The 25,871-nt window shown below is 62.1% G+C and carries 22 protein-coding genes and 1 tRNA gene; 10 read left to right on the top strand and 13 right to left on the bottom strand.

Annotated elements, in window-relative coordinates; translation table 11 throughout:
• Positions 1–199: 199 nt before the first annotated feature.
• Positions 200–1,192 (top strand): inositol 2-dehydrogenase, encoded by a 993-nt coding sequence (gene iolG, locus ACQ5BM_RS22955; protein WP_429816368.1) that lies wholly within the window; start codon positions 200–202, stop codon positions 1,190–1,192.
• A gap of 88 nt (positions 1,193–1,280) precedes the next feature.
• Here iolG and ACQ5BM_RS22960 read toward each other — a convergent pair whose 3' ends face one another.
• Together ACQ5BM_RS22960 and ACQ5BM_RS22965 are read right to left on the bottom strand one after the other, a co-directional pair.
• The gene (locus tag ACQ5BM_RS22960) at positions 1,281–3,641 is read right to left on the bottom strand and encodes a bifunctional diguanylate cyclase/phosphodiesterase (RefSeq protein WP_429816369.1); all 2,361 of its coding nucleotides are present in this window, start codon (positions 3,639–3,641) and stop codon (positions 1,281–1,283) included.
• A gap of 130 nt (positions 3,642–3,771) precedes the next feature.
• The gene (locus ACQ5BM_RS22965) at positions 3,772–4,986 is read right to left on the bottom strand and encodes an ROK family transcriptional regulator (RefSeq protein ID WP_429816372.1); all 1,215 of its coding nucleotides are present in this window, start codon (positions 4,984–4,986) and stop codon (positions 3,772–3,774) included.
• A 334-nt stretch (positions 4,987–5,320) separates the two neighbouring features.
• Between ACQ5BM_RS22965 and xylF the strand changes: the two genes are divergently transcribed.
• From xylF to ACQ5BM_RS22990, 5 genes are all read left to right on the top strand, one after another.
• Complete coding sequence (gene xylF / locus ACQ5BM_RS22970) at positions 5,321–6,358, top strand: D-xylose ABC transporter substrate-binding protein (protein WP_429816374.1); 1,038 nt, start codon at positions 5,321–5,323, stop codon at positions 6,356–6,358.
• A 226-nt stretch (positions 6,359–6,584) separates the two neighbouring features.
• Positions 6,585–7,910, top strand: a complete 1,326-nt coding sequence (locus ACQ5BM_RS22975) for a sugar ABC transporter permease (protein ID WP_429816377.1) — start codon at positions 6,585–6,587, stop codon at positions 7,908–7,910.
• Positions 7,911–7,922: 12 nt separating this feature from the next.
• Positions 7,923–8,708: an ATP-binding cassette domain-containing protein gene (locus ACQ5BM_RS22980; protein WP_077960103.1), complete on the top strand. Its 786-nt coding sequence runs from the start codon at positions 7,923–7,925 to the stop codon at positions 8,706–8,708.
• Positions 8,709–8,906: 198 nt separating this feature from the next.
• Positions 8,907–8,983, top strand: a tRNA-Arg gene (locus ACQ5BM_RS22985).
• A 167-nt stretch (positions 8,984–9,150) separates the two neighbouring features.
• Positions 9,151–10,428 carry a tyrosine-type recombinase/integrase gene (locus tag ACQ5BM_RS22990; RefSeq protein ID WP_429816380.1) on the top strand — a complete coding sequence of 426 codons (1,278 nt, stop codon included), beginning with the start codon at positions 9,151–9,153 and terminating at the stop codon, positions 10,426–10,428.
• Here the strand turns inward: ACQ5BM_RS22990 and ACQ5BM_RS22995 are convergent.
• The 6 genes from ACQ5BM_RS22995 to ACQ5BM_RS23020 form a co-directional block, all read right to left on the bottom strand.
• Positions 10,410–10,583 carry a hypothetical protein gene (locus ACQ5BM_RS22995; protein ID WP_429816383.1) on the bottom strand — a complete coding sequence of 58 codons (174 nt, stop codon included), beginning with the start codon at positions 10,581–10,583 and terminating at the stop codon, positions 10,410–10,412. The two genes, ACQ5BM_RS22990 and ACQ5BM_RS22995, sit on opposite strands and share 19 nt — an antisense overlap.
• A gap of 80 nt (positions 10,584–10,663) precedes the next feature.
• Positions 10,664–10,993, bottom strand: a complete 330-nt coding sequence (locus tag ACQ5BM_RS23000; RefSeq protein ID WP_429816385.1) for a DUF2190 family protein — start codon at positions 10,991–10,993, stop codon at positions 10,664–10,666.
• Positions 10,994–10,995: 2 nt separating this feature from the next.
• Positions 10,996–11,214: a phage head-tail joining protein gene (locus ACQ5BM_RS23005; RefSeq protein ID WP_429816387.1), complete on the bottom strand. Its 219-nt coding sequence runs from the start codon at positions 11,212–11,214 to the stop codon at positions 10,996–10,998.
• A 5-nt stretch (positions 11,215–11,219) separates the two neighbouring features.
• Positions 11,220–13,001 (bottom strand): prohead protease/major capsid protein fusion protein, encoded by a 1,782-nt coding sequence (locus ACQ5BM_RS23010; protein WP_429816389.1) that lies wholly within the window; start codon positions 12,999–13,001, stop codon positions 11,220–11,222.
• Between the two features lie 10 nt (positions 13,002–13,011).
• Positions 13,012–14,379, bottom strand: a complete 1,368-nt coding sequence (locus ACQ5BM_RS23015) for a phage portal protein (protein ID WP_429816391.1) — start codon at positions 14,377–14,379, stop codon at positions 13,012–13,014.
• Between the two features lie 4 nt (positions 14,380–14,383).
• Complete coding sequence (locus ACQ5BM_RS23020) at positions 14,384–14,923, bottom strand: hypothetical protein (protein WP_429816394.1); 540 nt, start codon at positions 14,921–14,923, stop codon at positions 14,384–14,386.
• 189 nt (positions 14,924–15,112) lie between these two features.
• Here ACQ5BM_RS23020 and ACQ5BM_RS23025 point away from each other — a divergent pair, with 189 nt between their 5' ends.
• Positions 15,113–15,400, top strand: coding sequence for a hypothetical protein (locus tag ACQ5BM_RS23025; RefSeq protein ID WP_429816397.1), 288 nt, complete (start codon positions 15,113–15,115; stop codon positions 15,398–15,400).
• A gap of 30 nt (positions 15,401–15,430) precedes the next feature.
• On the opposite strand, the gene ACQ5BM_RS23030 is transcribed toward ACQ5BM_RS23025, so the two are convergent.
• The 5 genes from ACQ5BM_RS23030 to ACQ5BM_RS23050 all read right to left on the bottom strand — a co-directional run bounded on the left by ACQ5BM_RS23030 (position 15,431) and on the right by ACQ5BM_RS23050 (position 21,131).
• Complete coding sequence (locus ACQ5BM_RS23030) at positions 15,431–16,120, bottom strand: S1 family peptidase (RefSeq protein ID WP_429816398.1); 690 nt, start codon at positions 16,118–16,120, stop codon at positions 15,431–15,433.
• A gap of 9 nt (positions 16,121–16,129) precedes the next feature.
• Complete coding sequence (locus tag ACQ5BM_RS23035) at positions 16,130–17,902, bottom strand: phage terminase large subunit family protein (protein WP_429816400.1); 1,773 nt, start codon at positions 17,900–17,902, stop codon at positions 16,130–16,132.
• Between the two features lie 7 nt (positions 17,903–17,909).
• Complete coding sequence (locus ACQ5BM_RS23040; protein ID WP_429816403.1) at positions 17,910–18,455, bottom strand: hypothetical protein; 546 nt, start codon at positions 18,453–18,455, stop codon at positions 17,910–17,912.
• Positions 18,456–18,466: 11 nt separating this feature from the next.
• Positions 18,467–18,958: a hypothetical protein gene (locus tag ACQ5BM_RS23045; protein ID WP_429816404.1), complete on the bottom strand. Its 492-nt coding sequence runs from the start codon at positions 18,956–18,958 to the stop codon at positions 18,467–18,469.
• 325 nt (positions 18,959–19,283) lie between these two features.
• A complete protein-coding gene (locus ACQ5BM_RS23050; protein WP_429816406.1) occupies positions 19,284–21,131 on the bottom strand; it encodes an AAA family ATPase in 1,848 nt (615 codons plus the stop codon).
• Between the two features lie 577 nt (positions 21,132–21,708).
• Between ACQ5BM_RS23050 and ACQ5BM_RS23055 the strand changes: the two genes are divergently transcribed.
• The 3 genes from ACQ5BM_RS23055 to ACQ5BM_RS23065 all read left to right on the top strand — a co-directional run bounded on the left by ACQ5BM_RS23055 (position 21,709) and on the right by ACQ5BM_RS23065 (position 25,855).
• A complete protein-coding gene (locus ACQ5BM_RS23055; protein ID WP_429816409.1) occupies positions 21,709–22,299 on the top strand; it encodes a hypothetical protein in 591 nt (196 codons plus the stop codon).
• A 333-nt stretch (positions 22,300–22,632) separates the two neighbouring features.
• Positions 22,633–24,654 (top strand): flagellin, encoded by a 2,022-nt coding sequence (locus ACQ5BM_RS23060; RefSeq protein ID WP_429816412.1) that lies wholly within the window; start codon positions 22,633–22,635, stop codon positions 24,652–24,654.
• Positions 24,655–24,844: 190 nt separating this feature from the next.
• Positions 24,845–25,855, top strand: a complete 1,011-nt coding sequence (locus ACQ5BM_RS23065; protein WP_429816415.1) for an ABC transporter substrate-binding protein — start codon at positions 24,845–24,847, stop codon at positions 25,853–25,855.
• Positions 25,856–25,871: the final 16 nt, after the last annotated feature.

Genomic DNA, 25,871 nt, shown 5'->3' on the forward strand with positions numbered 1-25,871 from the left:
CCGATCATGCGGGATTGGGTGGCCGAACGGACAACGGAGGTACCAAGGGAGAGGCGCCGGCGCAGCGTTCCGACGCGCGATCTTTCGTGGCAACTTTTCGACCCATTCGCGGAAACGCTATTCCGCGGCGCCTTTGCGCGATGAGCGCCGATCATCACGCCCCTTCCCGGTCGCGAACCGGACTTCGAGAGAAACAGAGATGACAGTCAGATTTGGTCTTCTGGGCGCCGGACGCATCGGCAAGGTTCACGCGAAAGCCGTCAGCGGCAATCCGGACGCGGTGCTTGTTGCCGTTGCCGATGCCTTCCCCGCCGCTGCCGAAGCCATCGCCAAGCAGTATGGCTGCGACGTGCGCACCATCGAAGCGATCGAAGCCGCCAAGGACATCGACGCCGTCGTCATCTGCACCCCGACCGACACCCATGCCGACCTGATCGAGCGTTTCGCCCGCGCCGGCAAGGCGATCTTCTGCGAAAAGCCTGTCGATCTCGACGTCGAGCGCGTCAAGGCCTGCCTCAAGGTGGTCAACGAAACCAAGGCCAAGCTGATGGTCGGCTTCAACCGTCGCTTCGACCCACATTTCATGGCCGTGCGCAAGGCGATCGACGCCGGCAAGATCGGCGACGTCGAGATGGTGACGATCACCTCGCGCGATCCCGGCGCCCCGCCGGTCGACTACATCAAGCGTTCGGGCGGCATCTTCCGCGACATGACCATCCACGACTTCGACATGGCCCGCTTCCTGCTCGGCGAGGAGCCGGTCTCGGTGACGGCGACCGCCGCCGTTCTCGTCGACAAGGCGATCGGCGAGGCCGGCGATTATGACAGCGTCTCGGTAATCCTGCAGACGGCATCCGGCAAGCAGGCCATCATCTCCAACTCCCGCCGCGCCACCTATGGCTATGACCAGCGCATCGAAGTGCACGGCTCGAAGGGCGTCGTTTCGGCTGAGAACCAGCGGCCGGTGTCGATCGAGATCGCCAACGGCGATGGCTACACCCGCCCGCCGCTGCACGACTTCTTCATGACCCGCTATACCGAAGCCTATGCCAACGAGATTGAGAGCTTCATCGCCACGATCGAAAAGGGCGCCGAGATCACGCCTTCCGGCAAGGACGGCCTTGCCGCACTGGCGCTCGCCGACGCAGCCGTAAAGTCGGTTGTCGAAAAGCGCCAGATCAGCGTGGCGTAGCAACGCGCGCCAAGGAAACGTGCAGGTCGGGCGCCACATGCCCGGCCTTTTTTACAGCCACACTCTGCAAGCCGTTGCCCGAGACATCTCAGCCCTCGGCGCAAGCCGGCATCTTCTCCCACCGCGGCGCTTCCCGGCCGGTGCTGGGCGCAGCACCCGGCCGGCCGGAAAGAAAGCCTTGGATCTGCAGGCAGCCTTCCTCCGCCAGGATCTGCCGTTGTCGTTCGGTCTCGACGCCTTCGGTCACGACCGCCAGCTTGAGGCTGTGGCCGAGCGCGATGATCGCCCGGACGATCGCCTGTGCCGAAGGATCCCTTTCGAGAGCGGCGGTGAAGCTGCAATCGATCTTCAGCTTGTCGAAGGGGAATGTCTGCAGGTTGCTCAGCGACGAATGTCCGGTGCCGAAATCGTCCATGACGATCCTGACGCCGAGGATGCGCAGGCGAACCAGCACCGCCAGCACGTCCTCGCGATTGTGCATCAACGCCGCCTCGGTGATTTCGAGTTCCAGTCGCCACGGATCGAGGCCCGTCCGGCGCAAGATGCTGGCGACCTGGTCGAAGAGATTGGGCAGCAGGAACTGGACCGGCGAGATGTTGACGGAAATCGGCAGCGGCTCATTCCATTTTGCCGCTTCCGTGCAGGCCTGTTCCAGCACCCACTCGCCGATCTGGATGATCGAGCCGCTTTCCTCTGCGATCGGAATGAACACGTCGGGCCCGATCAGCCCGCGCTGCGGATGGCTCCAGCGCAGAAGCGCCTCGTAGCCGATGATCCTGTCGCTCTGAACCTCGACCAGCGGCTGGTATTCGAGAAAGAACTGGCGGCGAAGCACCGCATGGCGCAGGTCGTTTTCGATCTGCCGGCGGGTGCGAACCGCTTCATCCATCTCCCGGTCGAAGAAGCAGGCGATACCCTTGCCGCTCTGCTTGGCGCGGTAGAGCGCCGTGTCGGCGTTGTTGCGCAGCTGATCTGCCGTCTGCCCGTCGGTCGGGTAAAGCGCGGCGCCGATGCTGACGCCGACGGCGGTCGGGTCGCGATTGGTATCCATTTCCGCGGCAAACAGCGCCAGGATGCGGTCCGTCACCAGGCGCGCCGCCTGCGGCTGCTTGCCGCCCACCTGGATGATTGCGAATTCGTCGCCGCCGAGACGGGCGATCGTGTCCTGCTCTCCGGCAGCCTCGCGCAGGATGTCGGCGACCTTGCGCAGGATGCGGTCGCCTTCGCCGTGGCCGAAGATGTCGTTGACCGCCTTGAAGCGATCGAGATCGAGGCAGAGGATCGCCAGTTCCTCGCCTCGCACGGAGGCCGCCGCCAGCGTCTGGGCCAGCCTGCGGTCGAAGAAGGCGCGGTTCGGCAAGTCGGTGAGCGCATCATGATGGGCCAGATGCTCGATCGTGCGCTCGGCTTCCTTCCTTGCCCTCAAGTCGCGCACGAAGATCACCTCGCATTCGCGTCCACGATACTCGATCGTCCGACACATGAATTCCACGGGGATGGTGCGCCCATCGGCATTCAGAAGGTCGATCTCGCCAGGACCGTCCCCGCGCCTGTGCCCCTCGAGCCCCTCCTCGCCGAAGACGAAGATCTCGGACGGGCGACGCCCGGACAGTTCCGCAAGCGACCGGCCGGTGAGGCCGGAAAACCGCTCATTGGCTTCGACGATGACGCCATCGAAAACGATCGCCATGCCTTCGAGCGAGGCGTTGGCGAGCCCCCTGAGATCGGTCAGGTGCCGATCGACGAAGAGCGCGCCGAAGGCAAGCACGATCAAGGTGGTCGAGGCGGCGATGACCCCACCGGCGAGCCAGGCGGGATGAATGGTATCGGCGACGGCGACACTGGCCTCCGGCACCAGCGTCACGCCGCTCATCGATGTGAAGTGCATGGCACAGATCGCCAGCACCAGCAGCAGTGAGGAGACGACCAACCGCCGCATGCTGCGCAGGACATGAAAGGCGTAGAGCGCAGCACCCGCCAGCAGCATTCCCGCGACGACCGCCGAAGCAGTCGCTCGCAGATCGTAGGCTATGTGCCCATGGATCTCGATCGCCTGCATGCCGGTGAAATGCATCGCCGCAACGCCGGCACCAAGCACGAAACCGCCGCAGCCCATCGACAGACGCGAACCACCGCCGAGGCAGATTGCAAAGGCGATACACGACGCGGCTATGGCTACGACCATCGACAGGGCGGTGCCCCAGAGGCCGTAAGCAACCGGCACGCCGCCGTCATAGGCCAGCATCGCGATGAAGTGCGTCGACCAGACGCCGAAACCGCAGGCAAGGCCGCTGGCGGCAACCCAGAGACTGCGCTGGCCGCCTTCGCTTCGCTCGGCACGCAGCAGCAGCAACATCGTTGCGACGCTGCCTGCCAGGCAGACGATCGCGGCGGCCACGATGAGCCGCCAGTCATGATCGTCGCGTATGCATGCAATCACTGAAAACATAGACGTCTCCCGCGTCACGGCCACATTGACAAGGAGTCGCTAAATAACTGTAAATTGTATTGCCAAAGGTGTTCGCTTTCGACACAACCCCAAAAATGGTCGCACCTGGCGATCCAACGTCAGCCGAGCATCACGAAAGGCCGGTGGTGGCGATATCGGCATCGATCGCGCCCAGCGCCCGCTCCAGATGCCCTTCGAAGACGAGACGTTGCTCGTCAGGCACGACCGATATTTCGGGAGCGCCCTGGAGACGAACCTGCATCGATTGGCCAAGTCCCTCCTCGATGCCCGGCAGCATGAGATCGAAGTAGCGGATGCCGGGGCCGGTGACGTGGACGGGCATGCGTTCGTAGAGGCTCAGCATGCGCGAGATGCCGTTGCCGAGCGCGATGCCCGCCTGGCGGAACGCATAGCCGGCCATGCGATGCCCCTGCCGCGCACTGACGGCGATCTTGTCGAGCTCGGCGACGGGAACGAATTTGGCGGGGATGGTATCCGCCGGCACCTCGAACGCCGCACGCAGAATCCCATAGAAACCCGCAGCCGCCTCGATGCAGCCATAGGCGCCGCAACGGCACAGGCCGGCCGACGGCGCATGCAGCATATGGCCGAAGTTGGGCGCGCTGACGTCCATCTCCCCGCTCTGGTTCTTGCGGGCGACGCCGAGGCCGATGCTGTGGCCGAGCGAGATCGCCGCAAGCGCCCTGAACCCGCCCTCAGGCTTGCGCTCGGCCTGGGCGGCGAGCGCCTGCGCGACCAGCAGCGTCTCGTTGCTGAGGATGACTTTCGCGCGCCACTGCGGCGCAAGCAACGCAGCGAAATCCAGCTCTTCCTGGCCGAAGACCGGCGACCATAAAAGCCGCGCGGCCTCGCTGTCGACCAGGCCCTTGCTGCTGATCGAAACGGCGAGCACCCGATCGCGCTCCAGCCTCGAACGCTGCAGCAGGCGTTCGAGCGCATCCACGAATGCGCGGGCGAAAGGAACCGTGCCGCGCTCGCCGTGGTTTCGCGTTTCGTCGAAACGGTCGAGAAGCGTGCCGCCGTAATCGATCAGCGAATATTGCACGATGTCGGAGGAGATCCTGACGACCACGAGATGGCCGTAGTCGCGCCGCGGCGTGAAGAGGACACGAGGCCGCCCTCGCCCACCCTGAACCTGTTGCTCCGCCTTCGCGAGTACCCCGGCCTTCTCCAGTTCCGCGGTGATCACGGAAACGGTCGCCGAGGCAAGCCCCGTCTCAGCCGAGATTTCCGTATGGGAGAGATTGCCGGCACGCCTGAGCGCCGCAAGGACCAACGCGCTGTTCTGCTGACGCACGAGCTCAGTGCTGGATTTGGTCAGCATGAGACGTCCCTGTCAGTGGCGGATCCTTCGAACACATGCCCCTCCCAAAGCATCTGTTGAACGGCAAGACAAGGCGCCGACAGCCTTGTCGCACCGATTTTCTCGACGGTCGAGAAACAACGCACGAGACCGCTCGCGAAGCACTTTGTTGATGCCGCAATCACCGCATTCGCGCCGTGTTGACAGCCTCCAAAATCCATGACATTCATTTTCTCGACTGTCGAGAAAATAATTCCGCACGATGTGGCGGCGCGATCTCCGACAGCATTCAAGGCTGGCGGGGGATGGTGCGGGAGGTTCGCACGCTCGGCCGGCCCTCACTCGGGAGGATGAAATGAAATCCGTTTTGAAGCTGATGGCAGGGGTTGCCGTCATCGTTTCCCTGCATTCGGTCGCCCAGGCGAAGGACCTGGTCGTCGGCGTTTCCTGGTCCAACTTCCAGGAAGAGCGCTGGAAAACCGACGAAGCCGCCATCAAGGCCGCACTGGAAGCGTCCGGTGACAAGTACATCTCTGCCGACGCGCAGTCGTCCGCAGCCAAGCAACTGACTGACGTCGAGTCGCTGATCGCCCAGGGCGCCAATGCACTGATCGTGCTCGCCCAGGACAGCGACGCCATCGGCCCGGCCATCGAAAAGGCCGCAGCCGAAGGCATTCCGGTCGTCGGCTACGACCGCCTGATCGAAAACCCTGCCGCCTTCTACATCACCTTCGACAACAAGGAAGTCGGCCGCATGCAGGCCCGCGAAGTGTTCAAGGTGAAGCCGGAAGGCAACTACGTCTTCATCAAGGGTTCCTCGGCCGACCCGAACGCCGACTTCCTCTTCTCCGGACAGATGGAAGTGCTGAAGGAAGCCGTCGACGCCGGCAAGATCAAGAACGTCGGCGAAGCCTACACGGACGGCTGGAAGCCGGAGAACGCCCAGAAGAACATGGAGCAGTTCCTGACCGCCAACGACAACAAGGTCGATGCGGTCGTCGCCTCGAACGACGGTACGGCGGGCGGCGCGATAGCAGCCCTCGATGCGCAGGGCCTCGCCGGTTCGGTCCCGGTCTCCGGCCAGGACGCCGACAAGGCGGCACTGAACCGCGTGGCGCTCGGCACGCAGACCGTGTCGGTCTGGAAGGACTCCCGTGAACTCGGCAAGCGCGCCGCGGAAGTCGCGGTCGAACTCGCCGGCGGCAAGAAGATGGAAGAAATCGCCGGCGTCACCACCTTCAACGGCGGACCGAAGGGCGTGGCCATGCAGTCGGTTTTCCTTGCACCGCTGCCGATCACCAAGGACAACCTGAACGTCGTCATCGACGCGGGCTGGATCTCCAAGGCGGAAGCCTGCCAGGGCGTCAAGGGCGACGTCGCGGCTTGCGAGTAAACCGCATCAGCAGAACTGAGCGCTGACGTCAGACAAGCGCCGCAACGCAACCCGTTGCGGCGCTTGCGCAAGGTACGAGCCCGGCGGACAATGCCGCACGCGCGACCGCGCAGCCCAACGAAAACGCTCGATCTCTGCCGTCGCACCGGACTTGTCGCGTCGATCCCGGCTCCTGGTGCCACCTGACGCGACGACATCAACACGAAAAGTGGGGGAAGGCACGTCCATGGCCGACATCACACAAGGCAACACGCAGGGCGCACAAGCAAATCGCGCCCGCACAGCGGACGAAAACCCGGTGAAGCGCTTCTTCCGCGCCACCGAAATCGACACCCGGCTGCTCGGCATGGTCGGCGCGCTCGTCATCATCTGGATCGGCTTTCAGATCATGACCGGCGGCCTGTTCCTGACGCCGCGCAACCTGTGGAACCTGACGGTCCAGACCTCCTCCGTCGCCGTGATGGCGACCGGCATGGTGCTGATCATCGTCACTCGCAACATCGACCTCTCCGTCGGCTCCGTGCTCGGCTTCTGCGGCATGGTGATGGGCGTCATGCAGGTGAAATTCCTGCCGCAATATCTCGGCCTCGAACATCCGGCCATCTGGATCATCACGCTTTTGAGCGGCATCGCCGTCGGCGCCGCCATCGGCGCGCTCCAGGGCTCGATCATCGCCTTCCTCAACGTGCCCGCCTTCATCGTCACGCTCGGCGGCCTGCTCGTCTGGCGCGGTGCCACCTGGTTCGTGACCAGCGGCCAGACGGTCGCGCCGATGAACGCCACCTTCCGTCTCATGGGTGGCGGCACCGAAGGGTCGATCGGCGCAACGGCAAGCTGGATCGTCGGCATCCTCGCCTGCATCGCCATCGTCGCCGCCATCCTCAATTCGCGCAAGCAGCGCAAGCGCTTCCGCTTCCCGCTGCGTCCGGTCTGGGCGGAGTATTTCCTGGCGATCCTCGGCTGTATCCTGGTGCTCGGCGCGATCGCTGTCGCCAACAGCTACTACTGGCCGACCAACATCGCCCGCAAATATGCCGACGCCAACGGCATCGCCTGGCCCGAAGGCGGCCTGCAGATCCCGCACGGTATCGCCATCCCCGTGCTCGTCGCCATCGCCGTCGGCATCGTCATGACCTTCATCGCCACGCGGCTCCGCTTCGGCCGCTATGTCTTCGCGCTCGGCGGCAACCCTGAGGCTGCGGAACTCGCCGGCATCAAGACCCGCTGGGTCACCGTCAAGATCTTCACGCTGATGGGCATCCTCTGCGCCATCGCCGCGGCGATCTCGACCGCCCGCCTCAATGCGGCAACCAACGCGCAGGGCGAACTCGACGAACTCTACACGATCGCCGCCGCGGTCATCGGCGGCACCTCGCTCGCCGGCGGTGTCGGCACGATCGCCGGCGCCATGATCGGCGCGCTCGTCATGCAATCACTACAGTCGGGCATGGTGCTCTTGGGGATCGACTCGCCATTCCAGCGCATCGTCGTCGGTGTGGTTCTGGTCGTTGCCGTCTGGCTCGACACCATCTACCGCGCCCGCGCCAAGTAAGGAGTACGATCCATGAAAGACCAACGCACTCCGCTCGTGGAAATGAAGAACATTTCCATCTCCTTCGGCGGCATCCACGCGGTGGACAACGCTTCCGTCGATCTCTACCCCGGGGAGGTCGTGGCCCTGCTCGGCCACAACGGCGCCGGCAAGTCGACCCTGATCAAGATCCTCTCCGGCGCCTACAAGCGCGATGCCGGCGAGATCCTGATCAATGGCGAGCCCGCCGACATCAACAACCCGCGCGACGCCAAGAAATACGGCATCGAGACGATCTACCAGACGCTCGCTGTCGCCGACAATGTCGACGCTGCCGCCAATCTCTATCTCGGCCGTGAGCTCAGGACCCCCTGGGGCACGCTCGACGACGTGGCGATGGAGGCGAAGGCCCGCGAGGTTATGGGGCGCCTCAATCCCAACTTCCAACGCTTCAAGGAGCCGGTGAAGGCACTTTCCGGCGGCCAGCGGCAATCGGTGGCGATCGCGCGCGCGATCCTCTTCGACGCCCGCATCCTGATCATGGACGAGCCGACGGCGGCCCTCGGGCCCCAGGAAACCGCCCAGGTCGGCGACCTCATCAAGCAGTTGAAGCGCGAAGGCATCGGCATCTTCCTGATCAGCCACGACATTCACGACGTCTTCGACCTTGCCGACCGTGTGTCGGTCATGAAGAACGGCCAGGTCGTCGGCCAGGCCCGCACCGAGGACGTCACCAAGGATGAAGTGCTCGGCATGATCATCATGGGCAAGGTGCCGCCGAAGGCGATCCCCGGCCCCGGAGCAATGCAGGTCGCCTGAAACAATCCTCGGCGGCGCGCCTCAATGGCCCGCCGCCAGACACCATTTGCCGACCGGCAGAGGCACTGCAAGCAGTTGCATTTTCGGCAACAATGGCAAATTCCCCTGCGAACTCCGCCTTTTCACCATTGATGCGGCGCCAAAGCTAAGCTATGAACCGCTTCACAGCCTGCTTCGGCGGCCCTGCCGCCAACGGATGCACCCGTAGCTCAGCTGGATAGAGTGTTGGATTCCGATTCCAAAGGTCACAGGTTCGAATCCTGTCGGGTGCGCCATTTTCCTCCCCAATTATTATCGCGCAAGCGCTTGATATAATTACGTTTCCCCGAGATTTTTCACGGGATCGGGCGCCGTATGACGCGATTCTGCTGCACCTTTTGCTGCACATATTGCTATACATCAACGCGTCAGGCATGGTTTTGGAACCGAAGGGAGTTCCGCCATGAACATCAAGCGCCGCAACAAGACCTTCCACCTGATCAAGCGCGTTCCGAAACGCTACGAGGCAATCGAGTCCCGCAAAGTCGTGTGGATCAGCCTGCACACTGATTCCGAGTCCGTTGCACGGCAGAAGGCCTCGACGGCATGGCAGAACATGGTTGAGGCATGGGAAGCCCGTCTTGCGGGCGACAGCGACGACGCCGAACGCCGTTTCGAGGCGGCGCGGGAACTCGCCCAAGTCCGGGGCTTCCGCTACCTCACGGCAGATCGTGTCGCCAAGTTGCCACGCGAAGAGTTCCTTGAACGGGTCCGCGCCGCCGTGCGGCCCGACGGTGAGCCGGATCGGATAGAAGCTGCGGCCGTCCTTGGCGGGGCGAAGGAACCGCCGATCACGGTCGAGCGAGCGCTTGAACTGTTCTGGACACTGGCGAAGGACCGGACGCTCGGCAAAAGCGAAGACCAACTTCGTCGATGGAAGAATCCACGCATGAAGGCAATTCGCAACTTCGTCGAGGTCGTCGGCAACAAGAACATTGCCGAGATCACGGCCGACGACATGCTCGACTTCCGCGACTGGTGGGTTGACCGGCTGGCGTCCGAAGGACTGGCCCCGAATAGCGCGAACAAAGACCTGATCCATGTCGCCGACACGCTGAAGACCGTCAACAAGATGAAGCGGCTCGGGCTGGTGCTGCCCGTCGGCAATCTGTCCTTCAAGGACGGAAAGAAGCACAAGCGCGAGCGGCCCCCTTTCTCGACGGAATGGATCAAGACCAAGTTGCTCGCGCCGGGCGCGCTCGACGGGCTCAATACGGAAGCACGCTGCATCGTGCTCGGCATGGTCAACACGGGCTATCGCCCAAGCGAGGCGGCCGGGCTTCTGCCGGAGCACATTCGTCTTGAACACGACGTCCCGCATATCTCGATTGAGCCGGTCGGGCGGCAACTGAAGACTGACCAGTCGAAGCGCGTCATCCCGCTCACTGGCGTCAGCCTCGAAGCCTTCCGGCAGTGCCCGAAGGGGTTCCAGCGCTATCAGGAGACCAGCGCCAGCCTTAGCGCCACGGTGAACAAATTCATGCGGGAAAACGGGCTTCTCGAAACACCCGACCATGTGCTCTATAGCTTGCGCCACTCGTTTGAAGACCGGATGCTCGCAGCCGGAGTCGACGAACGAATCCGCCGTGACATCTTCGGCCATCGGCTTGACCGGGAACGGTATGGGGCGGGCGCGACTCTCGAACACAAGCGGGACATCCTTCAGGCGATTGCCTTCTGACCAGCTACTATCGCCCGCGCCCGTGCTACAGGGTCGGAGGCTTCTAAGCTGGCAATTTCGATTTCGAGTCGTTCGAAGATCGGCGCATAGATCGGATTTTCGACGACGAGTTTAGCGACGGCCGCCCGTAAGCGGACCAATTCGTCCTTTTCCATGGAACGCCCTCAAGGGCGTGGTCCCGTTGAAGAACGCGAGCGAGCGGAGCGGTCAGGATCACGCTCGCCTGCGGGATGGGTCAGAACGCCCCGTTGAGGCGCACGTCGGTCGTGCCGGAAGGATTGACGGCCGTGGCGAGGGACACGCCGATCTTGGTATTGCCGGTCGCCGTCGTCGTGACCAGCTTCGCCGTATTGTCCCAATAGATCGGATCGCCGACGGCCATCACGTCCGTTGAAACCTTGGGCAGCGTGAAGACGCCGACGGTCACGATATCGACTTCAGCACCCGACTCGGCGTCGCCAGCGGCCACGCCGAAGATGCTGCCCTTCAATACGCCGTCGCCGCTCGACACGGCGTATGGCGCGGGAAGGGTCAGATTCTCGCCCTTCTGCACATAGTTCTTCATAGTCAGATTCCTTTCGAAGTCTTGAAGAGGATGGTGTTGACGGGCTTGGCCTGTGCCGCCGCAATCGCCGCGTCGGCGGCAGCGAGCGCCCGGGCCATTTCGGCGTCGGACTTGTAGACAACGGTTTCGCCCGTCTGATCGCGGAACTCCCGCACGCCTTGTAGACGCGCTTTAAAGAGCGCGTCCCGCCAAGCCTGAAGCTGTTGCAGCGATGCGGCCATGACGATCAGAGACCCGGATTGCGGTAAGCTCCCCGGAAGTCGGTTGCGCCACAACCAAAGTCCAGCACGACGCGGAACTCCTGCCCCAGCACGTCCCAGCCTTCGCGGCTCGCCATCTGCGGACCTTGCGCGCTCGACAGGTAAGCATATTCGAGCACGGGCAGGACGGCCGGATCGGCGAAGACGTACCACGACTTGTCTGTGATGCGCGGTTCAACCAGCAATTCCAGCTTGCCCGTGAACGGGTTCGCCGTGGCAACCGTGGCCGCATAAATCGCCGCCAGCAACTTTTCGGCGCTTGTCTCAAGCTGTGGCCCGACGACCAGATATTTCGGCGCGGCATTGATCGGCGTCTTGCCGTCCAGCGCCTTCACGCCACGCATGGCGAGCCGGGCAGCGGACAAATTTGCTTCGTCCAGCGCCGTGCCCGAACCGGCAAGGTTGCCGTGATCCGCGTGGAAGAGGCGCTTATTGTCCTCGCCCATGACCGGCCCTGCCCCGCTCGACTGGCGGAAAAGCGTGAAGAGCAGGTTGTTTTCGGTTTCGGCCGCCATGCGCCCGGCGGTCGCGCCCCAATCTCGGAACGCGCCAAGGTCGTCATTGATCAGCGCCTTGCGCGACAGCGCGAACATGGTTCCGTAGGTGTCGAGTGCGTAGGACTCGGCCGCCTCACCACGCGTCGTGCTCTTGATCTCGCCCGACTCGCTCACCTTTTCCAGAAGACCGGTGTCAGACAGCTTCAGCTTCGACGCGGCCCGGAAGTCGGGAAGCGTCGTCTGCCGCGCAAGTAAGGTCTTCAGCGGCGATCCGGCGACCTGATAGGCGGCCATCAAAGTCCGGCGACCGACGCCCGTCAGAAGCTGGGGGAAGTCACTGGTCGTGTGCATCGCCGCCCGGAAGAGCGCGTCGGCGTCCATGCCGCGCGTCGAGACGCCCGCCGCTTCGACCAGTGCGCGGGCGTGGTCGCGAAGCGTGTCACTCATGAAGGGGCGAGCTTCGTCGGTCGGTGCGGTCCCGCTCACGCGAGCGTAAAGCGCCTCTTCGCGCCGCGTGCGGATCACGGCCGGGTCTTCGCTGGACGGGCTCACGACGCGGATGCGCGGAGTGTTGCGTGTCCGCGCCTGCATCGCCTCGAATGCTTCCGCACGGGCTTCCGTGACGGACAGGTCGCGGTCAATCATGTCGTCCGCTTGTTCCGCCGTCATGCCCGCCGCGCGGGCGATAGTGCGGATTGCCGCACGGGTCGCGGCCGGAGTTTCTTCGGCCGGGGTTTCGATCACTTCGTCTTCCATGGTTTCGCTCCGAAAGGTTGCGCCCGGATCGGCCGGGACCGGCACGGCGGAAACTTCAAAGATCGACCACGCCGCCGCCGTGCGGACGCGGACCTTGTTTTCGAGAGAATCGAGCCAACGTTGGACGCGGTAGCCGACAGAGACGCCCCGAATGATGCCCTGCCGGATGCGCTCGACGATCGGCTTCACGTCATCGGACTGAAGCAAACGAATGGTGGCAATCAGCGCGTTGCCTTCACTGCGGAACGCGGTCACGACTCCGATGGAGTCGCGCGCGCTGCCCTGTCGATGGCCGTCGAGAACGGGCGCGCCGATCAGCCGCGACGTGTCGAGCCCGGCCGGGTCCAGCCGCTCGACATAGGCCCCGCGCGGATCGCGGCGCTGGACATCGGAAAATGTCGAGATCGTCGCTTCCACGGTCAAAGCCGCTTCGTCGAACGACTCGGGCGAAATGACCGCGCGGCGGATCATCACCTCTTGCGATTCCAGCGGCACCCCACGTTTCCTAGCTTGCGGCATTGGCGGACTCCTTCTTCATCGGATCGGCGGCAATCTCTTCGTCCAGTTGCTCGATTGACCAGCCGCGTTCGGCCACGGCCTTGCGACGGCTGGTAAGCCCAGCCTCGATTTCGGCGACAGTCGCTTGCGTGTCCTTCAGCGGATCGACCTGAAGCGGCTTGGGCGGCAGCCACTCGACGGCCAGCCATTCGCGGCCGAAGTCGCCCGCGTCGAGTTCGCCGGACAGGACCGCATAGGTGATCACGCGCCGCCACACGGGCGCGAGGAATTGCGGAACGAAAACGCCGTATTGGATTTGTTCGACACGCTGCCGGAAGGGCAGAAGACCGGCCCGAAGGCTCGAATAGTTCGCTCCGGTCAAGTCGCCGTCCACGAAATGCGTCGGCAGCCCGAGTCCGGCGGCAAGCTGCTGAAGGTTGAGTCGAAGGAACGCAGCCACTTCGGCCGTCTGCTGTGGCGTCGAAAACTTTATGTCCATGCCCGTCGGCAGGCGGCGCAACGTGCCCGGCTCGAGTCCAGCTTCCAAGACACCGCCCTCGCCCGTGCCGTCGAACGACTCGCCCGCTGTGCCGTTCTGATCGACCAGAAAGCCCGCATGCATGGCCGCGACCTTCACGCCGACAAGCAGTGCGTCGAGAAGTTGGTCTAGCTCACTGGCGGGCAGGATGACCGGCGCAAGCCACGACACGCCCCGGACCTGTCCAGCCGCCAGCGGCTTCATGACGTGGAGGATTTCGGAAGCATCGATCCGCACGGGTGGCGCATAAGTGGCGAACTGGTCGTGGGGGCGCGACGGCAAGACGTGATAGGCGACGCGGCGGCCGTCGGCGTCGAACTCGACGCCCTGCACGATCACGCCGCCGTTCCCAAGTTCGCGGGTCATCGACTCGTCGATCAACTCCGGCGGGATCAGCCGGACGCGAAGACCGTCGGTATCGAGGAACTGGACGAAGGCTTCGCCGTCCACGACAAGGCCGCGCGCAACGTCGGCCTGCCAGCCCCAAAAGGTCGCGCGGCCGTCGGCGTCCGCCTCTTCCGCCCAGGCATTGAAGAGCGTCGCCAGTGCCTTCCGGGCGGCCGCGTCGGGGTGCTGGGAAGTTGGCATGATGCCGGAGCCGACAAGCGCGCCGGTCCAGTTCGCAACGGCATTCGCAATCCACGGGTTGTTGTTGGCGAGGTAGCGGGCACGGCCACGAAGGTTCGCCCCGGCGGCCGCCACTTCGGGATTGATCCGGCCGAAGGTGCCCATGCCCCAGCCGCGACGTCCGCCCGCCGCGCCGTCGAACCGGCGGACATGCTGGCGGCGATGCGCGCGATTGAAGAGGCCGAAAAGGCTGGGGAGGCGGACAGGCATGGCGTCACTTCTCGTCGAGGACGGCAAGAACGGCGCGGATGAGACGCCCGGCGTCGAGACGGAACGCGGCGTCAGGCCCGGCCGCCGGAGCAATGTCGACAAGGATTGACCGCGCTTCATCGGTCAGAATGTCGGGCGGAAACCATGCCTTCGGCTCGACGCGACCGTGGGCGTCAAGTGTGAGGCCAACGGCGAAATCCTCGCCTGCACGGGCACGCTCGACAGCCTCTTCAATCCGAGTCAGGCCGATGGAAACGCCGTCGCCCTGCCGAAAACGCGTAGGAAGGTGCGGAGCGCTATGAAGAAACCGAAGCAAGGCGTCGAGCGCCACGCGGTCAATGCCGAAGGCGGCAGCACGCTGCGCGAGGCGCAACGCACACACGGTCTCGATGGAATAAAGATCGGCACGCCCCTCGCGCGCGGACGGGGGCAGGTAATGACGCTGCGACAAATTACGAAGGAATTTGTCGAGTGCCGGGGTCGCGTCGTCGGAAATCCGGTCGATCTTCGCGAACGCCACGGCAGCCTCTGAAAGTCGGAACATGGGCGGTCTCCATTGCATCTATGACTCTATTACTCAAAACTGAGTTGTATTGCAATGAGGAATGTGCCATATGGAGTCTGTCAGATGAGGGTCTGACCGATTGCCATGCTTTCGGGTTGTCCTGCCCGATGGCTCCCTTGACTGGCCGGGGCGGGCGACTGCCTCGGCCCTTTTTCATGAGGATGAAAGATGGACGCGAAGGTGTTTCAAGGATTGGCATTGGCCGGAACGGCTTGCCTCGGCGGGGCTGGCGGCCGTAGGGCGAGCGCGTCGGCCGTCACGCGCTCGACACGGGCGCGGCGTCGGTCATTCGAGCGAGAAGTCCGCAAGCTCTTCGCTGCATATGAGCGCAAGCACGGCATCACCGTTCCGTGGCACATGAGTGACGATCAGGTCAGGGCGTGGTCCGACCGTGACTCGGCCTTCGCGGAACTGGTCGAGAAGATCGACGCGCTTCGTCGGGAATGGCTCGGGTAGATTTGCGAGGCGGAGCGACGGTGCTTTTATTCAATAGGTCAAGTCGGGGCCTATCGGATTTGCCTCAATGAAGCCCACGGCGCGCTTGATTGCGGGACAAACCACTATACCGGTATTTGCAGGACTCGACAGTCCAGTTTGCTTTCCCTGAAAGGTGATCGGAATGTTTTCGGATTTGAAGGCACTGACAATACCGAAAACGCGAAACTCGCCGTTCGGCGAGCCTATAGGTCTAAACACGGCAGGGCCACCAGAAAAGCCGGGATTATTGTGACCGTCTAGTAGAAATGTCTCCATCTGCTGGCCCACACTTCCTGACATCAATGCCTTTTTGATTAGCGGAAGGGGATAGCCGTCGTTCACGTTCTGCTCGGTATGAAGCCCATAGGGAAAACCGAGAAAATAGACATCCTGCCCCCAAACCAGATCGGCCGAAGTTGCTGACATTGGGAAGGATGGTGAGACCTGCGAATCTAGGGCGAGGACAATAACGTCATCTTCGAGATTTCCCGGCGTACCAGCGCCGACCACCTTTACCGGCCAATCCAGCCATTGCCCGTGGCGACAAACAGAGATGGTGTTTCCGTCAGCGATGTTAGGGCAGACATGTAGCGCGGTGACGAGATATTGCTTGCCGTCATGATCGATTGTAAACGCCGTCCCCGTAGAATTTTCGTACTTGATGAAGAAGGTTCTACGAAAAACGTTTGCGGTAATCATACTGCCCCCTTACCGATTCAGCCAAGCGGACCTTACCACGGAAGGGACTCTCTTAGGCAAGGTTGCGCTGACAACTTCCTCTTCCCGCCGATCCAAATTGGCCGTGACCAAATTGCGGACGGCCATGGCGTAGATCGTGCAATCGAGTGACTCGGCCCGGCGGCCGGGAATCCGTTCCCATAGGCGGACAGGCGCGCCGCGCACATAGCGCATGATTAGGCGTTCGCTCGCAAGTTCCTCATAGAACCGGGCTTCCAATCGGTCGCTGAAGCGGACGGTGCGGCCGCGCGTCAACCGGCTCGCAAGCTGACCCTTCAGGCTGTCCACGCCGACGATGAAGAGCTTCGCCCCCTTGGTGTCGCTGGCCCTGATTGCGGGGCGATTTCCGGTCGCCCCCTTCAAAGCGTATATACGCCTCGCCATACGAGCCCGTGCGAAGCCGATCACGCGGTCCATGGTCTCCCCATCGCCCGCGTCCACTCCGGCCGCGTCCACGCGCAAGATTCCGCCCTTCGGATGCTTCCAGACGGTACGCAAAGCGTCGTCGAGTTCCGACCACACGTCATCGCCCGCCGGGTCTCCATAGATGACACTTTGGCACAGGACGAAGATTTCATCGCGCGACCAGCCGAGGAAGACGATTTCCAGCCGATCCCGCTGCACGTCCACGCCCGCCGTGATGATCAGTACTTCCGGCGGAAGCGCGTCGAGCCCGAACGGCTCCGCACGCGCCGCAAGTGCGGCTTCGTCGATCTCTTCGGCCGCTTCCCGCCAGCCTTGGGCGAGGATCGTGTTGACGAAGACCTGCAGCGTGTCTGGCGAGCGCTTCGCCTCGACAAACTCGGCTGCCAGCTTGCCCCAAGAGGCGTTCGTCAGCGTCGAGACAAGCGCGTTGAGGCGGAATCCGGCATGGCCGCGCACATGCGGCGCGGTCGCCCGCCAGCGGCCGTTTTCGACCAAAGCCGCCTTGTGCCGCTCTTCCACCACGGAACCGCATTCCGGGCAAACGTAGTGCGCCCGCTCCGGCTCGCCTTCGGGCCATTGGATATCGGCCCAGGTGATTTCATGACGGTGGCCGCACTCCGGGCAAGGGACTTCGAAAACGCGCCGATCCGACCGGGCGTAGGACCGGAGCACGTTGCTGGTCTCTTCGATTGTCGGCGTGCTGCCCAAGATAATCTTGCGATTTGCGAAGGACAGCGTGCGCCGTTCCGCCAGTGTGATCGGCGAACCTTCAACGCCCGGCTCCATGGCGTCGGCTTCATCGATCAACAGAACGCGGACGTTGTGCCGCCGGAGATTGCGGGGCGACTTCGCCGCAATAATCTTCAGCGAGCCGCCCGCGAAGCGGCGCGACAGAAGCGTGTTGCGGCCGGTCTCGTCGGCTTCCGCCGATAGCAGGCCCCGGAGTGCGGGGGTCGCCTCGAAGATCGGTTCAAGGTCCGACACGACGTAATCGCGGCAGTCCGCTTCCGTCGGCAGAAGGGCGAGGATCGGTGACGGCTCATTGGCGACGTAGGACGCCAGCGCCCCGGTCAACAGCGTGGTGAAGCCGACGCGCACGGGCTTGACCAGCGTCACGCGCTCCAGTTCCGGGTCGGAAATGGCGTCGGCGATTTCCCGTTGATAGGGCCATAGGGTCACACGACCGGGCAGCGCCGACACGGCTTCCGGCAGGCGCATATGGGTTTCGATCCAGTCGGACAGGCGAAGGCGCGGCGGCGGGATCAGCGCCCGGAGAGCGCGCCCGCGAGTGTGACGAAGTGGTGACAGCTCACTCATCCCCACATCAAACGCGAATGTTTCGAATGAAGACTTGGGCCGTACCCTTTTCCCTACCTTCGGGCCAATATTGGGGCTTGTGAATTGTTACAACGCCTTCGGAAACTGAGTACGCAAATATCTCGCACTCAATGTCATAAATCGCATCCAAGCAATGCAATGCCCGTTGTTCTAATTTTGAGTGGTCTCGCTCTAAATCCTTGTTCAAATGATGAAAGTCATTTCGATCCGTAAATAGCGACTTAGCGCTTGCGGCGACATCCTTCGATACGATTCCCTCTTTGGAAAGTCGGCCCCAAAGAATCGGGGGGTCGTTGGATACCCGAACTTGATGAACGCCAGATAGATATTTTCCGAGCGCTTCGACATAGGCTTGCGCAACCGAAATGCACCCGTAGAAATGCCCATGAATAAACATCTGCACGCATTCCGAGGCAGCGGCGGAAAACCAATGGCCGGGGATGAAGTGCTGAAACTTTACAAGCTTAGCACGCGCTGCAACTTGAGGCCCTACCTTAACCAAACGTTCACGCATGCGATCTTCGTCATCCATTCCAGTTCCTCCTAAGAATCTGCGACCTCTTCGAGGGCATCCCGAATCTCCCGGTCGATTGCATTAATATCGTGCATCGTCAGATGCCCATGGCGCTGTTGCAACCGGGATGGCAGGGCGAGCATGGCCGCGCGCACTTCCCGAAGAATGGCGGACCATTCGCGCTCGACTTCGGCCGCGGGAATAAGCTCACGGCGAGCGACGGCGTTCGCGGTTTCCAACTTCTCCGCAGTCGCTTCCGCCGCGCGGGTCTTCGCCGCCGTATAGGCGGGATCGGCGCGGCCGCGGCCGGAAGTCTTTGACCGCTGGTCAGCACAATAGGAGAGGATCGACGCCCGGAGCGCATAGCGGGCACGGGCCGCACGGGTCAGCACGCCCGCGATGGTCAGTTCGTCGATGCGGCGGCGCGACAGGCCCAGCCACTCGGCAAGCTCTTCGGCCGTGACGAGCGTGTCGGTTGGTTGCTTACGGACAGTGCCGACCAGTTCTTCGATGTCCGACAAAATCGTAGAGTCCATTTTCTATTTTTCCTCGCAGATCGAAAAGCCGGGGCTCCGCGCTCCCCGCGACGGCCGCCACCGGGGAAGGACCCGGTTGCTAACGGAGACGGTCGCTTCATTAGCGTGCTTGCGCGCGCCCCGAATGAAGACAAAACCAGTGCATCGGCGACCGGACAGCCGGACAGCCCCTAAAGGGGCTTGTCCGTGTCCGTCCGGCGCACGACGCGATTTGCCGGGTGGACATAACCGGACATGTCCGGGCAGTGTCCGTGTCCGTCCGCTGCCCGCTGCCTGTCCGTGGTGACGTTCGGTTGCCATCGAATCCCCCTCAAACCAATTCATCGAAGGATTCATGCCCGTGTTCGGGCGGCCGATATTCGCCGTCACTGAAGACAACCTTCCCTTTGCGTGTGAGTTCTTCGACTGCCCGCTTGTAGGCGCGTCGACGACTATCGGCGTCGTCCGCTGCCGACACTTTCCGCCCGCTGATACAAGCCTCGCGAAGCTCGCCTTCTGGCACGGCGTCGCGACCGTCGAGCAAGTAATGGAAGGTCTCGTAGGCGGCCTTCGCGCTAGGCGTCAGGTGTTCTTTCCGTTCCGGTGCGCTGCCCGGATCGAGTTCACGGCAAACGGCCGCCGTGATCATGTCGCCGTCTTCGTCGAGCCCGAGCGCTTGCGTGCCGATGGTGAAGGCGATGTCGCGTTCGGTCGAACCGTTGCGGTTCTTGGTCAGCTTTGCCCGGACAATGCCGTCCTCGCCACGCGACAGGTGAAGCGACACGTCGAGCGCGCCATTCAAGAGCGAGTGACCGCGCGGGAGTCCTTGCTGCCCGTCCTTGGTGTCGTGGTGAATCAGAATCACGGCCGCTCCCCACTTGGTCAGCGAACGGGCGACGGCGACGACGCGGCTCATTCCTTCTGCACTGTTCTCTTCAAGGCCGGGAAACGCCATGGCGAGCGTGTCGATAATGACAAGCGATGGCCGCCGATCCTTCACGGCCGCCTTCAGCCGCTTCAAGTGCTCGCTGTTCTTGCTCAACAGGTCCGCCACGGCAGCGACAAGAGCGAAGTCGTCGGCCTCGCCGTGTTCGCGTCGGAGGGCTGCCACGCGGCCGCGCATACCGTGCTGATCTTCGGCCGCGACGTAAAGCACGCCACCCTGCCGAACGCGCATCCCGAAAATGTCTTGTCCCTGCGCAACGGCATAGGCCAGGCGCGGCGCTAACAGCGACTTACCGACGCCCGGAGCGCCGACAATGCATGCCACGTCACCTTCGGCCACAAGGCCCTTAATCACATACCGCCGGGTGTCGCTGGCGCTGCACTCCGAAGGCTTCAGAAAGGTCAGGCCATCAGTTTCGGCCTTGGCCTTACCGCCGACAAGCTCTTCAATGTCGGCGTCGATTTCCGCCTGTTCTTCGGCGGTCGGAATCTCGTCGAACGCCTCGCCCCGACGCTTCTCTTCGGCAATGTCCTCTTCGACCTGCTTCCCGTAGACGTGATTCAGGACCGTCGGCAGGTCGGCCACGCGCTCTTTCCAGCGCGAGTCCCGGTCCACTTCCGGCACCCGGTCGAACGCCGCCCGGAGGCGCTGCAGCGCCTCGATATATGGCACGCCAGCGGCCGCCCATTTGCCCGCCAAGGCAATGGCCGCCGGATGGTAGGACTCGCCGGTCGCAATGGCGTCAAGATAGGCGGCTTCGTCGAAGCCGTGATTGTCATTCGCGGTCTTGGTCCGCCCGCGCTTCCCTTTCGCCGTGGCGTCCAGATCGGAGGCGGAATCCACATACCGACCGTCGACAAGAAAGGTCTTGACCTTCAGACGGCCCGTCACGTTACCGCCATAGTAGCTTTGCGACAGCGTGAAGGACGCATCGTCGAGCGACCCGCCGAATATGCCGTTGAGGCGCGCCATGTGGCGTTCGCGCTCGCTCGGCTGAAGCTCTTTGCTAAAGGGGGCGAACACACGCCAGCGAGGCGCGTCGGGCGAATGCGAGGGCGTCGTGTAGACGGCCGCCACAATGCCAGCTTCGGCCAGCATGTCGCGGGCGTCTTCGGGCATGATCTCTTCGCCGTCATAGTCCGCTTCAATGCCGCTCACGGCGACGACGTTGGCGTTGCTGCGGAAGGAATACCCCGACGGCGAGGCAGCGCGATTGTTGCCGAAGACGGCCATCTTGAACCACGGCAGCTTCGACTTGTCGTCGGCTTCCGTTTGTTCGATCAGCCCGGCAAGCTGCCGAAGCGACAGGCGCATGTCCTTCTTCTTAGTCGCGGCCATGGTCGGGAACTGCGTGAGGCGGATCGGACGGTCCAAGGTCGGCGAGCCGACCAATTCGTCTTGCCCGTCATAGGCATGTATGGTATGAGAATACCTCATCATGAGAGTCCTTTCCCTGATTGGCAAATTGTCCTAACAAGGCTGCGTTTCAGCGCCGCTCCGGTCGTCCTCCGGGGCGGCGTCTCTCAATTCGAATTTGTGGGAAAAGTGCAGATTTTTGCTGCACATTTTGCTGCACAAAACGCAACATAGTTTCAGGCTAACTATTTGAAAAAAAAACGACTATAAAATTGATATGGCGGATGTCGGGTGCGCCACTTTTCTCCTTGAAATAATTGACTTACCGATCATCCTTGGATTGCAATGATCGACCCATCATTTCGATAGTCCTGAGGAACTGAGCGACTTGAGTAAAGACCCCTCCGAAATGCAAAGACTGGCACGCCAGTTTTATCGGGATCATAGGAAGGTGATGGGGCTCATCGCGGAACGCAGCACCGACACGGGGTTCGGCCCCGCGATCAGTCGATTGTTTGGCGACAATCCCGAGCGCGGAAAATTGATCAGGATCGGCAACAGCAGGTTCGTCTGTTTTGGGCTGCAGAAGAACCTCGTGAGCTTTCTGCCCGTACGATGGCATGAGGAGTTCGAAAGGACCGGGATTGCCTGGCCCGGTTGCCAAAATTGGTGGGCAGGCTATCCGCTCATCGCTTGGGTCGAAGTCCGGGCAGGCGACGATGGTGTCAAGGGATACCTCAAACTGAATGCCGAAGTTGGCCCGATCTCAAATCATCAAGCCCGCAAAGGCGTCATCGAGGCGATCACCGCGGCAGCATATGTGAAAGAGCTGGAACGCGTCCATTTCCCAGCCGAGGCTTCCGACGAAGGGCGCCTCTATTCGCGCTTCCTGCGGAAAAACTCCGTCGCTGTGAACGATATCCGCGACACCGACGAAGTTGAGACGAAATTCGTTCAGCTTGTAGCTGACTTCGAAACGGAGTTCGAACTCGTCGCGACCGTCATACCGCAATTCGCGCGTCCCCACGACAGGCTAGAGCGCTGATGCTGGCGCCAAATGGTGTCCTCGCTTCGGGCATTATTCCCGATACAGGGATGATTCGTTTAAAATTGGTATCCCGGCGGCGGCGCCGTTAACCTTTTGTTAACCTATCCTGTTGCAAAAACGTTAACGAAAGTGTTCGGCTGGATTGCGGAATGAGCATCCCGCCGAGCGAGCCCTAAACCACCCAGCTACCTGGTTTTTAGGGTGACGGTCTCGCCATGATGGCGGGCACCCCAGTGGTTAACCGTTAAAAGTGTTCCCACCATTGCTAACCCTTTGTGCCGGACTGGTCTCGAGGTCCGGGGGTTAGCCTGTGCTCACGGGCCTTTTAACATGACCAGCATTTTGACGAATACGGCCGCTATGGCCGCGTTGCAGACCCTTCGCAGCGTCGGAAGCGAGCTCTCACGGACACAGGACCAAATCAGCTCTGGCTTGCGCGTGCAGACGGCGACCGACAACGCCGCCTATTGGTCGATCTCCACCACCATGCGCTCCGATAACATGGCCATTTCCGCCGTTACCGATGCCCTTGGCCTCGGAGCGGCGAAAATCGATGTCAGCTATGCCGGCCTCGATACGACGGTGGATATTCTCAGCGAGTTTCAGGCGAAGCTAGTTGCTGCGAAAGAACCTGGCGTTGACAAGACGAAGGTCCAGAAGGAACTGGATCAACTCAAGCAGCAACTTCTGTCGACGGCCTCCTCGGCAAGCTTCAACGGTGTCAACTGGCTGAAGACCGATGCGCCGCAAAACCTGTGGGAGCTGTCCTCATTGCCGACGAGCCTCACCTCGTCGTTCATCAGGTCCGCCGACGGCCTGGTGCAAGTCGGCACGACCGAGGTCAATCTCGCGGATGTCAGTCTATTCAATGTCGGCGGCGGCGGCGCGCTACAGAGAGATATTCGCAGCCTGGGCGATATCGGCGGATTCCGCTCAGCTTTGCTCAGCGATGCCGGACTGCCAGGAACTCAGACACGGCAGCTGACAGGTCTGCCCATCACGCTCGCGAGCGGCGACACGATAACCTTGGACATCAATGTCGATGGGGCGATCTCGCGGACGCTCGTCATCGATAAGTCCCTCGTCGATTCGGTGCTCGGTGTCTCCACCGGCTCGATCGGCAGCGCGGCCGATTATAGGGCGGTCGTGGCGCAAGCGTTGGTCGCAGCAGGGATTGACAACAATGTCACCGTCTCCGCGGTCGGCTCCAATCTGCAGTTCCGCAGCCAGGAGACTTCGGGCAGCACGGAAGCCAGCGTTACGGTCGGGAGCGTAGCGCGTAGCCCGAATGGAGCAACAGGATTTATTTCCTCCACCACGCAGACATGGCAGACGACGGGTTTGCCTGTTACGCTCGCCGCAGGTGAAGCCGTCAGCCTTCATGTCGATGTGGATGGCGTGATTTCGCAGACGCTGACGATCGATGAAGCCTTGATCAATTCGACGCTCGGCGTTTCCACGGGCACGATTACCAGTGCGGCCGACTATGCGGCGGTTCTGACGCAGGCGTTTTTCGCTGCCGCGATCAACAGCAATGTCGCCGTAACCACAATCGGGGCCAGCCTGCAGTTCCAGACCTCTGGAGTGTCGAGCGGGGCCAGCGTCGGGATCAGCGGCATTACCCGCTCCCCGGCCGGCACAACCGGACTTGCCGGCGCCCCCACAACGACAGCAGGTGTCGCGAGTGCCAGCATTGGCGACCATGCCAAAACGCAGTTTGCATTCACATCGCCGTTCAGAATTTATCGCGAGGTCGCATTTCAGTTCGAGTTGAAGGTGCACAACACCGTCGAGCAGATCAGCATCGACCGCAATCTGGTCGATGCCACACTCGGTACCACAGATGGTTTTATCAACACCGCCACACAGATGGCACAGGTTCTCAATGCAGCGCTGGCCAACCATGGAGTCAAAGTCAGCGCCAACGCTGGCAATGTCGTTCTGGATATCGATCCGAACATGCACCCCCAGAAAGGAATGCGTTCGATCATCGCCATCGACAAGGTCAAAGACAACATCGGCCCCATTGCCGATTTTGATATAGCCGATGTGGATATCACAGGTCCCGCAAACAGCCTCGACAACTACATGTCCGGGCTCAACGTTATGCTGCAAAAGGTCACGTCCGCCGCAAGCACGCTCGGCTCGGCCAAGACCCGCATCGACATGCAGACCAACTTTGCGCAAACCCTTATGGACACCCTCGACAAGGGCATTGGCCGCCTCGTCGACGCCGATATGAACGAAGCGTCAACCCGGCTCAAAGCCCTTCAGGCGCAACAGCAGCTTGCCATTCAAGCCCTGCAGATTGCGAATTCCGACGCCGGCAACATCATGATGCTGTTCAAATGAGAGCGTGCGCGGGATTTCCGGCGACGCCATGCCGCTGGAATGTTGAGAGCCCGTAGAGAATGGCAGATACATAGCAGCATGCTGACGCAGGGGAGAAATGATGCAGCTTTTCGAGCCGCTGGGTCGAATCTGGGCAGCAACCAAGAGCGACAATCCCCTGCGTTTCACATCTCCCCATCAGGAACGTCCAATGACCACGCATACCGCTTCCGGCAAGGCGGCAATGATTGCACTCGCAGCAATCTCGGCCGCCTCCCCCGCCTATTCGCTCGACAAGGTCCGCTTCGGCACCGACTGGCTCGCCGAGGCCGATCACGGCGGCTTCTATCAAGCGGTCGCTGATGGCACATATGCCAGATACGGCCTCGATGTCCAAATCCTGCAGGGCGGGCCGGGAGCGCAGAACCGTGCCTTGCTGTTGACGGGCAAGCTCGATTTCTATCTCGGAACCCAGCAGGAGCAACTCGTCGGCATCGAACAGGGCATTCCCCTTGTCGATGTCGCAGCGTTTTATCAGAAGAACGCGCAGGTCATTTTGGCTCATCCCGACAGCGGCATCGAGACATTCCAGGATCTGGCCAAGCTCGAAACGATCTACATGACGCAGGGCGGGTTCGGAGCGTATTTCGAATGGATGAAGGCCAACTTCGGCGGTTTCCACGACGGGCAATTCAGGCCCTATAATTTCAGCCCCGCGCCGTTTCTCGCCAACAGACAATCGGCCCAACAGGGACTGATCACCGCCGAGCCCTATGAAGTGCGAAAGCAGACCGGCACGGAACCGAAGATCTTTCTTCTCGCCGACAGCGGCTACAAGCCCTACGCGACGACGATCACCGTGCCGCAAAGCCTCGTCGACGGCAATCCCGATCTCGTGCAGCGATTTGTCGATGCTTCGATCGAGGGCTGGTACAACTATCTCTATGGGGACAACGCGGCGGCCAACGCGCTGATCAAGGCCACCAACCCCGAGATGACGGATGGCCAGATCGAATATGCCATCGAGAAGATCAGGCAGTACGGGATCGTCGATAGCGGCGATGCGCTGGACAAGGGCATCGGTTGCCTCACCGCAGAACGCTATAAGCAGCTTGCCGACGAACTGGTAAAGGTGAAGCTGCTCAAGGCCGACACCGATTACACCCGGGCATTCGATACACGCTTTTCCTGCAAGGGCGTCGGGCTGAGCCTGAAAAGATGAACCTTCTGCGACGGCC

It is taken from the genome of Ensifer sp. B1-9 (assembly GCF_050474445.1).
Classification (GTDB): domain Bacteria; phylum Pseudomonadota; class Alphaproteobacteria; order Rhizobiales; family Rhizobiaceae; genus Ensifer.

Coding starts and splice junctions, on each gene's coding strand:
- iolG (WP_429816368.1), top strand. CDS start 200: ATGACAGTCAGATTTGGTCTTCTGGGCGCCGGACGCATCGGCAAGGTT.
- ACQ5BM_RS22960 (WP_429816369.1), bottom strand. CDS start 3,641: ATGTTTTCAGTGATTGCATGCATACGCGACGATCATGACTGGCGGCTC.
- ACQ5BM_RS22965 (WP_429816372.1), bottom strand. CDS start 4,986: ATGCTGACCAAATCCAGCACTGAGCTCGTGCGTCAGCAGAACAGCGCG.
- xylF (WP_429816374.1), top strand. CDS start 5,321: ATGAAATCCGTTTTGAAGCTGATGGCAGGGGTTGCCGTCATCGTTTCC.
- ACQ5BM_RS22975 (WP_429816377.1), top strand. CDS start 6,585: ATGGCCGACATCACACAAGGCAACACGCAGGGCGCACAAGCAAATCGC.
- ACQ5BM_RS22980 (WP_077960103.1), top strand. CDS start 7,923: ATGAAAGACCAACGCACTCCGCTCGTGGAAATGAAGAACATTTCCATC.
- ACQ5BM_RS22990 (WP_429816380.1), top strand. CDS start 9,151: ATGAACATCAAGCGCCGCAACAAGACCTTCCACCTGATCAAGCGCGTT.
- ACQ5BM_RS22995 (WP_429816383.1), bottom strand. CDS start 10,583: ATGGAAAAGGACGAATTGGTCCGCTTACGGGCGGCCGTCGCTAAACTC.
- ACQ5BM_RS23000 (WP_429816385.1), bottom strand. CDS start 10,993: ATGAAGAACTATGTGCAGAAGGGCGAGAATCTGACCCTTCCCGCGCCA.
- ACQ5BM_RS23005 (WP_429816387.1), bottom strand. CDS start 11,214: ATGGCCGCATCGCTGCAACAGCTTCAGGCTTGGCGGGACGCGCTCTTT.
- ACQ5BM_RS23015 (WP_429816391.1), bottom strand. CDS start 14,379: ATGCCTGTCCGCCTCCCCAGCCTTTTCGGCCTCTTCAATCGCGCGCAT.
- ACQ5BM_RS23020 (WP_429816394.1), bottom strand. CDS start 14,923: ATGTTCCGACTTTCAGAGGCTGCCGTGGCGTTCGCGAAGATCGACCGG.
- ACQ5BM_RS23025 (WP_429816397.1), top strand. CDS start 15,113: ATGGACGCGAAGGTGTTTCAAGGATTGGCATTGGCCGGAACGGCTTGC.
- ACQ5BM_RS23030 (WP_429816398.1), bottom strand. CDS start 16,120: ATGATTACCGCAAACGTTTTTCGTAGAACCTTCTTCATCAAGTACGAA.
- ACQ5BM_RS23035 (WP_429816400.1), bottom strand. CDS start 17,902: ATGAGTGAGCTGTCACCACTTCGTCACACTCGCGGGCGCGCTCTCCGG.
- ACQ5BM_RS23040 (WP_429816403.1), bottom strand. CDS start 18,455: ATGGATGACGAAGATCGCATGCGTGAACGTTTGGTTAAGGTAGGGCCT.
- ACQ5BM_RS23050 (WP_429816406.1), bottom strand. CDS start 21,131: ATGGCCGTCTTCGGCAACAATCGCGCTGCCTCGCCGTCGGGGTATTCC.
- ACQ5BM_RS23055 (WP_429816409.1), top strand. CDS start 21,709: ATGGGGCTCATCGCGGAACGCAGCACCGACACGGGGTTCGGCCCCGCG.
- ACQ5BM_RS23060 (WP_429816412.1), top strand. CDS start 22,633: ATGACCAGCATTTTGACGAATACGGCCGCTATGGCCGCGTTGCAGACC.
- ACQ5BM_RS23065 (WP_429816415.1), top strand. CDS start 24,845: ATGACCACGCATACCGCTTCCGGCAAGGCGGCAATGATTGCACTCGCA.